Consider the following 12657-nt stretch of genomic DNA (forward strand, 5'->3'; position numbering starts at 1 on the left):
TTAATACTTATTTTTTGACAAATATATACCTAGACATACTTTTAACTTATGGGATTAACCATAAACAAACCTCTTTTTAAAACATATTAAAAACTACTAAAAAACATACTTTTACAGTAAGCTATTATTTACCAACACATTGATAAAACAAAAACCTATAAGTATATTTTCTACGTACTTATTATTTGAATCATTTTTCTACGTAAAAAGACCTTTCAAATTTATTATTTGAAAGGTCTTTTTGTAAACTTCGTTTGAATTTCCGTTTTCACGGGAATGACAAGAATATGTAATTTAAGAATCTAAATAAAAGTTGTGCTCACTAATCTCATTCTTTAAAGTCTGAATATTTGTGATACCAATTTTTTTTCCTTTAGCGATAATTAATCCTTCTTTTTTAAGTGTAGAAAAAATTCTGATGACTTGCTCTTCAGTTGTTCCTGCATAATCTGCATATTCTTTTCTACTTAAAGGCAAGTTGATGAAACCTCGTAAATCTCCAAATTTTCTGTTGATATATAATAAGGTATCAATAACTCGTTCACGAACTGTCATTTGAGAAATCGACTTTACTTTAGATTCACTTTTATTTAATTCGTTTGCATAAAAAAGCATCATATCATAAGAAAACTTAGGGTTTTCTAATAACGCTTCTTGTAAATCATCTTTAGAAAAATAACACAAAACAACATCTTGCAAAGCAATTGCACCGATAGAATAATATTCTTCTGTACCAAAACCTCTGTGCCCAATAATTTCTCCTTCTTTAGCAAAACGTACAATTTGCTCACGCCCATTAATACCAGTTCTAAAAACTTTTACAGTTCCTTTTAAAATAAAAAACAAACCATTTACAGGAGCTCCTTCAATAATAAATTGTTGTCCTTTTTTGCTTTTTAAGGTATTCTTATTTTCTACAAAAGCAGTGTTCGATAAGTTTCCTAAGTTTTTTTTAATCAAACAATTAGTATTACTGCAAGAAGCACAAGAAAAATCTTTAATGACTTTTCTAGAATTTTTTAATAATATGTTTGTAGAATTAACCAATTTAAATAAAAAATGTTTTTACAAAACTACGTAATAATACTTACTTTAAGAAACATATACTTATTTTTAGTGTTATCTTAAAAAAAGCTATCTAAGATTATAGATTTAGAAAAACACCAATTTAAAATTTACGAAATAACTCTTTAATCTTCTTTTTAAGCATTAAAAAGTTGGCAAAACACAAGAAGTACTCCTATTTTTTAGCATTGGTTTTAATCCAAATTCTAAAGTTTGCTTCATCACTTTAGAGTTATCTTTATGACATTGCAAACATGAACCTACCAACAACAATTTCTGTTGTTCATCAACAGTAAAAGGTCTAAAATCTGACCTTGTAGAGTTTATTGTTTTTTTATCAACCTCTTTCAAAAAAGGAATCCACGCATCTTCGGGTAAGTTATCATTAGGATTTAAAGCATATTCTGGTGTAAAAACCCAAGTACCTTTGTTGCTTTTTATTTCATAAGCCAACAAACCCTTTCCATATCCTAAAGTTGCAGGATCTGAATGACAAGATTTACAATCACGAACTTCTTTTGTAGTTGTGTGTGGCGAATTAGGTGCATATAATCTATGAAACAAGAGCTTTTCTTCAGTTGTTTTATCAGAATAACTACCTAAATCTATGGTCATAATCATACCAGGAATTGCTGGCTCAATAATTCGTCCTTCTTCATTTTCACGAACTCCCATTGCTGGTATTGAAGATGAAAATTCTGCAACATATTCTTTCCATTGACCTTTTGTAAACTTTTTATCTAACAAATCGAAAGCACTTGGTTCATCTTTATCAAATTCATTATGGCAACCGATACAACGTGGCGTCCAAGAAGAATGACATGTTGCACAACTAACATTTTTATGTGCATTATCTCTAGAACAAACTTCTCCTTGAGGTTTTAAGGCGTGTACTTTTTTGTCTTTTTTTCCTATTAAAAAAGCATTACCCAAACTGTCTATAAAAGTATTTATTAAAGGATGACCGTCTTTTTTTACGGCAATAATTGGTTTATCCTTGTGTTTATAGTCTCTATGAAAATAAACAAGCATACTTTCTGTATCTAAAGAATCATAAGGAATTGTATTGGGTTTTTCTTTAAAATGACAATCTATACATTGAATTTTTACTGCTTGTTCTTCATGTGCATACTTTTTTCCATCACCCATAACTTCGTGTGACGAATGGCAATCTATACACAACATTCCTTTTGTATGATGCACATCTTCTTCAATATATTTATAAACACGCTTGTCTTCTAAAACTTGATAATCAGATTTATTTTTTACATCATCTTCTTCTAACAAGGTTTCTTGCAAGCCTATATAATTTGTAGAAATTCTACTAGAACGACTATGACAACCAAAACAATGCATGTCATTTACAAAAATATCTGTTGATGGGTGAAATTCTGGAACTTCCTTTTTATCGGATGCCAAATAATTTTCAAGATCATTTTTTGCTTCGTTAGAATAATTTAAGTGACACGCATTACATCCTCCACCTCTACTCATTTGAGTTATTGGACCAAAAGATTTTTTTTCTGCGCCTAAATGACAATTCGCACACAAATCTCTTAAATGTTTGTCTGATGCCGATTTTTTTAAATCCTTTATATGATAATGAGCATTTAAACTATCTGCTTCTCCAAAAACAAATTTATCAACAGCAATAAGACCACTGTTTGTTGTCATTAAAGAATTTTCTACTTTATGTAATTCACTAGCATGACATTTACCGCAAGTTTGTTTTGCATCTGATAAGTTTCCAGGAATTAAAACCATGTCTTTATGGGCTTCTTCTTTAACAGACGAAGTTGTATTTCCTAAGTGACAACTTGCGCAACCAATATATTCTGGATTGTGATATTGAGAGTATCCTTTTGTATTTTGATGACATAGAAAACAAGATTCAGAAGTTACCACTTCTGCTCCTTCATAAACATTTTCTTTCACAATTTTATAATCTTCCTCTGCTTCAAATAGTTTTTTGTTTTTAACCAAAAACAGTGCAGAAAACAACAAAAAAGAAATTATAAAAAGTGCTTTAGTCTTCTTCATTTTATCCATTATTCAAATCTACAATAATTTAAAATGACTTCAACTCTAATTATCTATTACAACTTTAAAAACGCCCCTTATGTAACAAATGTTACACACAAAAGACTGTATTACTGACATTTATCATAATATCAACTTCTTTATACAGTTATATTTACGTTTTGTAAAACCGTTATATATGACAACATCAAGAAGAAAGTTTATTCAAATTTCCACATTAGGTTTAGGAGGTGTTTTTGCATCAACTTCAGCATTTAATCTTTTTGGTAATAATTCATCTTTAACTGAAAAGACGACTCAAAAAATTTCACAAAACCTTAAAAAAACAGCTACTTATTGCGAAGTATGTTTTTGGAAATGTGCAGCTTGGGCTCATTCTGATGAACAAGGAAATATTCAAAAAATTATTGGAAATGAAACGGATCCACATTGTTATGGTAGACTTTGCCCTAGAGGAACAGGTGGTGTAGGAATGTACTCTGATGAAGATCGTTTAAAAACACCTTTAATTAGAACGACTATTGATGGTGAAGAAACTTTTAGAGAAGCAAGTTGGGATGAAGCTTTAAATTTAATTGCTTCAAAATTTAAAAATATTAAAGAAAAATACGGTGCAGAAGCCTTTGCTTTATTAAAGCATGGTTCTCCTGGTAAACATTTAGAACATTTATTTAAAGCTTATGGTTCAGATACTATTGCAGAACCTGCCTATGCACAATGTAGAGGTGCTCGTGAAGCTGGCTTTAACGCAACATTTGGTTCTTGGGTAGGATCCCCAGAACCTACAGATATTAGAAACACTCGATGTTTAGTATTAATAGGTTCGCACATTGGTGAAAACATGCACAACTCTCAAGTGCAAGAAATGTCTGAAGCTATTGATAATAAAGCTACAATAATTACTGTTGACCCAAGATTATCTACTGCAGCAAGTAAATCTAAATACTGGTTAGCTATTAAACCAGCTACAGATATTGCCTTAATGTTAGCTTGGATGCATGTAATTATTAAAGAAGATTTATATGATAAAGAGTATGTTAAAAAACATACAATAGGGTTTGATCAACTAAAAAAACATGTCCAAAATTTCACTCCAGAATGGGCTTATGGAATTACAACAATTAAACCAGATGAAATTATAAAAACAGCAAGAGAAATGGGACATGCTGCACCTGCTGTTATTATTCATCCTGGACGTCATGTAAGTTGGTATGGAGATGATACACAACGTGCAAGAGCAATGGCTATTTTAAATGGTCTTTTAGGTTCTTGGGGAAGACATGGTGGATTCTACTTTAAAGAAAAAATTAGTGTTCCTAAATATCCTCACCCAAAATATCCACATCCAAAATGGGATTGGAGAGATATTGGTGAAAAATTTCCACTTGCTCAAATGGGAATCACTACAGAAGTTATTAAATGTGCAATTCCGAGTAAAGATAATAAGTATCCTGTAAAAGCAATGATGGTTGCAGGTACTAACATTACAAAATCAATTCCTGATAAAAAATTATTAGAAGAAGCAATAGATGAACTTGAGTTTATGGTTGTTTTAGATACAATGCCAATGGATGTTACTGGTTATGCGGATGTTGTGCTACCAGAATGCACCTATTTAGAGCGTTATGATGGTATTCGTTCTGCTACAAACAGAACGCCTTCAATAGCTGTTAGAGTTCCTGCAGTGAAACCAAAATACGATTCTAAACCAGGTTGGTGGGTTGCCAAACAAATTGGTGAACGTATTGGTTTAGGTGATTTCTTTAAATATGATGATTATAAAGAAGTTATTGAATGGCAATTGCAAAAAATGGGAACTTCATTAGAAGAAATGGAAAAGATTGGAGTAAAACATTATCCTCGTAAATCTGGACCAATGTATTTAGTGGAAGGTGGAGATTATGAATTTCCTACTGAAAGTGGAAAAATTGAATTGTATTCTAAAGAATTAGAAAGTCTTGGTTTTGATGCCATGCCACTTTATACAAAACACCCAGAACCACCTCAAGGTTTTTATAGATTAAATTACGGAAGATCTCCTATGCATACGTTTAGTAGAACTGCAAATAATCCTAATTTAAATGCTTTAAAAAGCGAAAATAATCTTTGGGTAAACCCTAAAGTCGCAAGAATAATTGGTTTAAAAACTGGACAATCTGTTTGGTTAAGAAATCAAGATAAAATTACTTCAACATTTTCTATTAAAGTAAGAGTTACAGAACGTATTAGATGGGATTCTGTGTATATGGTTCATGGTTTTGGTCATGATAATAAAAAATTAACGAGAGCTTTTGGTAAAGGTATTAATGATACACAAATGGTTACCAAAACAATGATAGACCCTATAATGGGTGGAACTGGAATGCGTGGAAATTTTGTTGAAATTATAACAGAAGACCCACATAAAACTGAAGAAGTATGAGATATGCAATGGTAATAGACACATTAAAATGTGTTGGTTGTAGTGACTGTGTAGTTGCCTGTCAAACCGAAAACAATGTACCTATTGGATATTGTAGAGATTGGATTACAGAAACTGTAGATGGTACTTATCCTAACATTATGTTAGAATTAAAATCTGAAAGATGTAATCACTGTGCAAATGCGCCATGTGTTAGATGTTGCCCAACAGGAGCAAGTCATATTGTAGAAGGTGGTATTGTTTTAGTAACTGCAGAAGAATGTATTGGTTGTGGTGCTTGTATAGAATCATGTCCTTACGATGCTCGTTATCAACATCCAGACGGATATGTAGATAAATGTACTTTTTGTCATCACAGATTACAAAAAGGTCAGCTTCCTGCATGTGTTTCTGTTTGCCCTACAAAGTGTATGTATTTTGGCGATTTAGACAATCCAAACAGTGAAGTGTCACTATTATTAAAAAATAGAAAACACAAAACATTAGCTCCAGAAGCTGGTACAGATCCACATGTATTTTACTTAACATAAAATAAATATGATACAAGAAGAACTATTCACAAGCGGAAGAAATATTCCAAATATCGATCCCGCATTAGAAATTTGGCATTGGCCAATAGCAGTTTATTTATTTTTAGGAGGTCTTGCAGCTGGAATATTATTTTTTGGTGCCTTAATCTATATTGTAGGTAAAGAAGATCAATATCCAACAGCTGTAAAAACAGCATCTATTATTCCTCCTATTGCTTTGTCTTTAGGCTTGCTAGCTTTAGTTTACGATTTAACACATCCGCTATATACTTGGCAACTATATACCACATTTAGAATTGAATCTCCAATGTCTTGGGGAGCTTGGGTTTTGTTAATTACAACACCACTATCTTTTATTTGGACTTTCAGTTATTATAGAGAAGTATATCCTAAACTAGAAGCTAAATTAAAAGTATTTAAACGTTTTAAATTTTTAAGTTCTTTTGAAAAATTTACAATAAAAAACAGAAAGAACATCGCTTATGCTTTAATTCCTTTAGCTTTAGTTTTAGGTGTTTACACTGGTATTTTATTATCTGCTTTTAATGCAAGACCACTTTGGAACAATGCCATTTTAGGTCCATTATTTTTAGTTTCTGGACTTTCTACAGGAGCAGCTGCAATAATTTTATTATCAAAAACAAAAGCAGAAAAACATCTTTTTGGAAAAATAGATTTAGGTTTAATTATTATTGAATTGGCATTAATTACGCATATGATTATGGGATATTATGCAGGTTCACAAGTTCAACTAGAAGCAATGGAATTATTAATCAACGGAGACTTTACACTAATGTTCTTTGGCTTTGTTGTTTTACTTGGACTAATTGTGCCAGCAATTCTTGAATTTATAGAACTTATAGGATTTAAAGTGCCTGTAATTGTACCTGCCTTATTAGTCATTTTAGGAGGTCTAATTTTTAGGTTTGTAATGGTTGAAGCCGGACAATTAACAAGATTTCTATATTAAAACTACATTTTATGAATGATAAAAAACAAAAAAATAGTCACATTTATTGGAATCCATATTTTGGAGGATTTCTACTTGGTATCATCATCATTTTTACATTTCTTTTAACAAAAAGAGGTTTAGGTGCAAGTGGAGCTGTAAAAAGTAGTGTAGTTACAATTGTTGATAAAATAGCGCCAACACACGCTGAAAACAACGCATATTATAGCAAGTTTTTAAAAGAAGATGACACGCCAATGAATACTTGGTTGGTTTTTGAAGCATTAGGTGTTCTTTTAGGTGCATTTCTTTCTGGAGGTTTATCAGGAAGAATTAGCTGGAGAGTACAACATTCTCCAAAAATATCTAGTAAACGAAGATTGCTATTTGCACTTGGAGGAGGTATTTTATTTGGGTTAGGAGCCCAAATTGCTAGAGGTTGTACAAGTGGAGCCGCTTTAAGCGGAATGGCTGTATTATCTTCTGGAGGTTTTATAACGATGTTATCAATTTTTGGTACAGGTTACATTGTCGCTTATTTCTTTAGAAAAAATTGGATATAATTTAAAAATATAAAATATGGAACTTTTAATTTTTAACGCAATTTCTATTCCTGCTCAGTGGGATAGTGTTATTGCTATTTGTATTGGTATTGCTTTTGGATTTGTTTTAGAATCTTCTGGATTTTCTTCTTCAAGAAAAATGGCAGGTGTTTTCTATGGCTACGATTTTGCAGTATTAAAAGTATTTTTTACAGCAGCTGCAGTAGCAGTTATAGGAATTTACTATTTAGACTACTTAGGGTATTTAGATGTTAGTGAATTATATATACATCCAACATATGTTTGGGGTGCAATAATTGGAGGAGCTGTTATGGGTATTGGTTTTGTTGCTGGTGGTTTTTGTCCGGGAACTAGTTTATGTGGCGTTGCAATTGGAAAAATTGATGCTATTGTTTACTTATTAGGTTTAGCAATTGGAGTATTTATTTTTTCTGAAATGTATACTTTCTTCGAACCAATTTATGCAGGATATTATTTAGGAAATGTTACTTTAATTGATTCCTTTGATTGGAATCCTTATTGGGTTATTTTTATATTTTCTGTCATAGCAATTGTAGCATTTGTGGTTGCAGATTTTGTAAGAAAAAAAGTAAAAAAAGTGTTCTATTAATTAAAACAATTAGATGATGATTAAAAAAAGAACTGCAAAAATTTTATCTTATAGATATGTAATGATGGCTACCGTTTTTATCATACTTGCTGGTGGTTTAGTGTTATTACCTAAATATGAAAAAAGCGAAGGAATTCCTGCTGATAAATTATTGAGCAACATTGTTAGCCTCGAAAGATATGTTTCTACTGATCAAATTTCAGAAAAAAATATTAGTCAAGATCCTTCATTTATATTGATTGATGTTCGTGATGAAAAAAGTTATAATAACTACACACTTCCGAACGCTATTCATATTCCTCTAAAGAATTTATTGGATACAAAATTTGAATCTTACCTAAATCAAGATCAATTTGATGTCGTATTTTTTTCTAATGACAATTTTTACGCTGATCAAGCTTGGGTATTATGTAATAGACTAAAATACAACAACCTACACGTTTTAAAAGGTGGTGTAAATGAATGGTTTTCTACTGTTATAAACCCGAAAAAACCTAATGAAAATGGCACTGCAAAAGAATTTGAATTATATACAACAAGAAAAGCTGCAAGTATGTTTTATGGAGTTGTTTATGCTGATCAAATAAAAACAAACAACGTTGTTAAAAAAGCGCCAAGAAAAATTGTAACCGTAAAAAAGAAAAAGAAAGTTGCTGAAGGTGGTTGCTAATTTTTAAATTGATTTATAGCCTAATAGTATTGCAAAAATAATAGATCTAACAGATGAAAGAACTAGAAAAAACAAAACGAATATCAATAGCTACAACGCTTTTTATATTAGCCGTTTTAATTGGACTTCTTACTTATAAAAGACCAATTAACACCTACGCTTTTAATACAAAAAGCACACTCGAAAATCTATCTAACACAAATTACTTAACAGATTTACAAGGTATTAATAATACTGATGTATTAATTGATATTAGAAGTGCATTCGAATTTGAAAAAGGTCATTTAGAAAATGCTATAAATATTCACACTCCAGATTTTTTAAATGAGGATAACATATCCATTTTTAAAGAACTAAAAGAAAACAATAAAACAGCAATTCTATACGGTAAAAACCCTGAAGAAGTGAATCTTCCTTTTTTACTTTTGCATCAATTAGGTTATGATAACATGAAGCTCTTAACAGTTGAGTTAGACTATTATCAAAATAAATTAATTACTAAAAACTGTAGTGTTGAAACCTCTAAAGCAGATGTTGCTTCTTTCATTCAAGAATCGGTTAAAAAGCAGGCAGATGCTATGAAAAAAGCAAATATCAAAATAACTGCAAAACCAAAAGTTGTGACTGCTCCTAAAAAAGTAATTACAATTAAAAAGAAAAAGAAAATGCCAACAGAAGGTGGTTGTTAATTTCTAATCTCTAACATTTTAATGATTTAAGTTATTTCAATTTTGCTTACTACAAATCAAAATGAAAAAGAAAAAAATAGCTTTTTTAAAAGAACAATTACACTTGCATTTCGATGATGTTTTTGAAAAATCTCTAATTAATGAAATAGCAAAAAATGGAATCTATGCCACTTATGAGAATAAAGATATTCTAATAGATATTGGTACAGAAACAACTCATATTCCATTAATTATAAATGGCCTTGTTAAAATCTCAAGAGACGACAGTCATGAGCATGAAATACTGCTTTACTACTTAGAAGAAGGTGATACTTGTGCTATTTCTTTTATAAATTGTATTCATAGAAGTAAAAGCATGTTTAGAGCTACAGCAGAAGAAAAAATAGAGTGCATTATGTTACCTGTTAATATAATTGAAGAGTGGATGGTTAAATATAAAACTTGGCGTGTTTTTATTATTGATAGTTATCATAACAGACTTGAAGAAATGCTGAGTGTTATAAAAGAATTGGCCTTTTTTAAACTTGAAAGTCGTTTGTACAAATATCTTGCTAATCAAGTTAAGTTTAAACATAGTAATGATTTATTAATTACCCATCAAGAAATAGCGACAGATTTTAACACCTCTAGAGTTGTCATCTCTCGTATCTTAAAAACACTCCAAGAAGATGGAAAAATTAAACTTGATAGACGTAAAATACATGTCGAAATTTTGTAAAATATAAAGGTGTAAATTCTAAAATACGCCGTTTTTAAAAACTTCTTTATAACCTAATTACAATACAATTCTTATTGTTTTATTTTTATCAAAAAAACCTCTTAAAAAAGTTTATTTTTTGAATATTAAAAAAATACACAAACACCTACAACAACCTGATTAACAGTTTTTTAATCACACAAAAACACAAATTTACTTTTGTAACATTTGTTACATAACTATGTAACAAATGACACTGTATATACTAGTTATATATAAAACAATTATGACAAAAATCATAAAAAACACACCTCTTAAATTATAATTTTAGTAGTAATTAAACAAGTAATATTATTCGAATTTAAATTATAATATCATGAAAAAATCTTCATTTTTTTTAATTACAATTTTTATTTCTGCGACTGTTCTATTAAGCAGTTTCACAAATTCAACAAACGATACTTTTAACCCTCCAAATGAATTTAAAACACTATTAAATTATCTCGAAAACAATAATAATTATATTGAAAATGAATTGCCATTAATTATGGCAGATGAAGTAAAAAAGAATTATAAAAATTCTAAATATCATATTATAGATATTAGAACTGATAGTTGGTTTGATTATGGTCATATTAAAAATGCGGCCAATGTAAAAGCAGAAAATCTACTTACCTATTTCGAAAACACTATTAAACCATCAGATTTTGATAAAATAGTGATGGTCTGTTACTCTGGTCAATCAGCATCCTATTATGCAAGTTTATTAAGATTAGCTGGTTATGATAATGTTTATAGCATGAAATGGGGAATGAGTTCTTGGAGAGAAGATTTCGCAAACAATTCTTGGAAGAAAAACGTTAAAAATGATTTTGCTTCAAAAATAGAAACAATAGAAAAAACAAAACCAGCGTTAGGATCTCATCCTAATTTAAACACAGGAAAAACAGAAGCAAAAGACATTTTAAGAGTACGGTTAGAAAAATTATTTGCAATTCCTTACAAAGAGTTCATCATTAAATCTTTAGATGTTTTCGAAAACCCAAACGACTATTATATAGTAAATTATTGGGATCAAGAAAAATGCGAAGGCCACATTCCAGGAGCCCTTCACTACACTCCTAATGCATCATTATCAAAAGATTTATTAACACTTCCTATAGATGAAAAAATAGTAATCTATGAAGCTACAGGCCAAAAAGCAGCATATATAGTAGCTTACTTAAATGTTTTAGGATACAACACCGGTAATTTAGCTTACGGAGAAAACAGCTTTATGAATAAAGTACTAAAAGAAAAAGGAAGAGATGCTTTTACCAAAAAAGAAATTAACATGTTCCCCGTAATAGAATAAAACCAAATTATATAACATTAAATATACAAGTCATGAAAAAATTATCTTTATTATTTCTAGGATTACTATTGGTACCTACATTATTATTTACTTCTTGCGATAGAGGTGATGAGTTAGTAGATAATATTGTTGGTGTTACAACTCCAAAATTTACTCTAATGAAAGAGTATATGGTTAATAACAATCTAGATGTCGACAAAATTCTTACAAACGTTGATGGACAAAAATTTGTAGTAGGAGCTCCAGCTTCTGCAACAGATGTTGATGCTTTTCTTAGTGGATATTACATTATGGATATTAGAAGTAGTGCCGACTTTTTAACAGCTCATGTAAAAGGAGCTATCAATGTTCCTTTTACTGATATTTTAACAGATGCCCCTAAAGCAGGAATAAAACCTATTCTTATAATATGCTATACTGGTCAAACTGCTTGTTATGGAACTGCTTTATTACGTATGTATGGATATCCTAAAACTCAAGCTTTAAAGTGGGGAATGTCTGGTTGGAACCCTGCAACTGCAGGTTCATGGAACAATGCTATTAATGGAAACCCCGCAGCAACAAGTACTAATTGGAGTTACAACTCAGCTCCTTCAAATGTAACTTATAACGACCCAAAAATAACTACTTTATTAACTGATGGTAATGCAATTCTTAAAGAAAGAGTTGAAGCTATTGTAGCTTTAGGTTTTCAAGGTGTAAATGGTACAGATGTATTGAGTAACCCTGGTAATTATTTTATCAATAACTTTTTTAGTGAAGGAGATTATTCAGGGTTTGGCCATATCAATGGTGCTAATAGAATACTTCCCTTTAAACTTGCAGACGATACTTATTTAAGTCTTAACCCTGATGCTAGTTCTTTAGTTACTTATTGTTATACAGGGCAAACATCTGCTGTTTTAACTGCAACATTAAGAGTGTTAGGATACAATGGAGCTAGTTTAAAATTTGGAATGAATGGTTTATACAACTCAAATCCTGTATGGGCATCTAACCAATGGAGTGCTTCTGTTTCTAAGAACTACCCTACTTTCTCTAATTAATTATTAACGTTAAATAAATTAA

At 30.4% G+C, this 12657-nt stretch carries 12 protein-coding genes; 10 read left to right on the top strand and 2 right to left on the bottom strand.

What is annotated here, in order from left to right; all coding sequences use genetic code 11:
• Nucleotides 1-294: 294 nt before the first annotated feature.
• Nucleotides 295-960 carry a Crp/Fnr family transcriptional regulator gene (locus tag BTO07_RS11290; protein WP_232457020.1) on the bottom strand — a complete coding sequence of 222 codons (666 nt, stop codon included), beginning with the start codon at nucleotides 958-960 and terminating at the stop codon, nucleotides 295-297.
• 249 nt (nucleotides 961-1209) lie between these two features.
• Entirely contained in the window at nucleotides 1210-3105 is a 1896-nt protein-coding gene (locus BTO07_RS11295) for a hypothetical protein (RefSeq protein ID WP_157663333.1), read from the bottom strand.
• A 178-nt stretch (nucleotides 3106-3283) separates the two neighbouring features.
• On the opposite strand from BTO07_RS11295, the gene BTO07_RS11300 reads away from it, so the two are divergent.
• From BTO07_RS11300 to BTO07_RS11345, 10 genes are all read left to right on the top strand, one after another.
• Nucleotides 3284-5527, top strand: coding sequence for a molybdopterin-containing oxidoreductase family protein (locus BTO07_RS11300; RefSeq protein WP_087521329.1), 2244 nt, complete (start codon nucleotides 3284-3286; stop codon nucleotides 5525-5527).
• On the top strand, nucleotides 5524-6057 hold the full coding sequence (locus BTO07_RS11305) for a 4Fe-4S dicluster domain-containing protein (protein ID WP_087521330.1): 534 nt from the start codon (nucleotides 5524-5526) through the stop codon (nucleotides 6055-6057). The genes BTO07_RS11300 and BTO07_RS11305 overlap by 4 nt, the downstream gene beginning before the upstream one ends.
• A 7-nt stretch (nucleotides 6058-6064) precedes the next feature.
• The gene (gene nrfD, locus BTO07_RS11310) at nucleotides 6065-7027 is read left to right on the top strand and encodes an NrfD/PsrC family molybdoenzyme membrane anchor subunit (RefSeq protein ID WP_232457021.1); all 963 of its coding nucleotides are present in this window, start codon (nucleotides 6065-6067) and stop codon (nucleotides 7025-7027) included.
• Nucleotides 7028-7038: 11 nt separating this feature from the next.
• Nucleotides 7039-7569: a YeeE/YedE thiosulfate transporter family protein gene (locus BTO07_RS11315; RefSeq protein WP_087521331.1), complete on the top strand. Its 531-nt coding sequence runs from the start codon at nucleotides 7039-7041 to the stop codon at nucleotides 7567-7569.
• Nucleotides 7570-7585: 16 nt separating this feature from the next.
• Complete coding sequence (locus BTO07_RS11320) at nucleotides 7586-8179, top strand: YeeE/YedE thiosulfate transporter family protein (protein WP_087521332.1); 594 nt, start codon at nucleotides 7586-7588, stop codon at nucleotides 8177-8179.
• Nucleotides 8180-8192: 13 nt separating this feature from the next.
• Nucleotides 8193-8849: a rhodanese-like domain-containing protein gene (locus BTO07_RS11325; RefSeq protein WP_087521333.1), complete on the top strand. Its 657-nt coding sequence runs from the start codon at nucleotides 8193-8195 to the stop codon at nucleotides 8847-8849.
• Between the two features lie 53 nt (nucleotides 8850-8902).
• The gene (locus BTO07_RS11330; RefSeq protein WP_087521334.1) at nucleotides 8903-9538 is read left to right on the top strand and encodes a rhodanese-like domain-containing protein; all 636 of its coding nucleotides are present in this window, start codon (nucleotides 8903-8905) and stop codon (nucleotides 9536-9538) included.
• Between the two features lie 61 nt (nucleotides 9539-9599).
• Nucleotides 9600-10256 (top strand): Crp/Fnr family transcriptional regulator, encoded by a 657-nt coding sequence (locus BTO07_RS11335; RefSeq protein ID WP_087521335.1) that lies wholly within the window; start codon nucleotides 9600-9602, stop codon nucleotides 10254-10256.
• Between the two features lie 355 nt (nucleotides 10257-10611).
• Nucleotides 10612-11589 (top strand): rhodanese-like domain-containing protein, encoded by a 978-nt coding sequence (locus tag BTO07_RS11340; protein WP_087521336.1) that lies wholly within the window; start codon nucleotides 10612-10614, stop codon nucleotides 11587-11589.
• A 32-nt stretch (nucleotides 11590-11621) separates the two neighbouring features.
• The gene (locus tag BTO07_RS11345; RefSeq protein WP_087521337.1) at nucleotides 11622-12635 is read left to right on the top strand and encodes a rhodanese-like domain-containing protein; all 1014 of its coding nucleotides are present in this window, start codon (nucleotides 11622-11624) and stop codon (nucleotides 12633-12635) included.
• Nucleotides 12636-12657: the final 22 nt, after the last annotated feature.

The sequence above is a fragment of the Polaribacter sp. SA4-12 genome (genome assembly GCF_002163675.1).
In the GTDB taxonomy this organism is placed as follows: Bacteria; Bacteroidota; Bacteroidia; order Flavobacteriales; family Flavobacteriaceae; genus Polaribacter.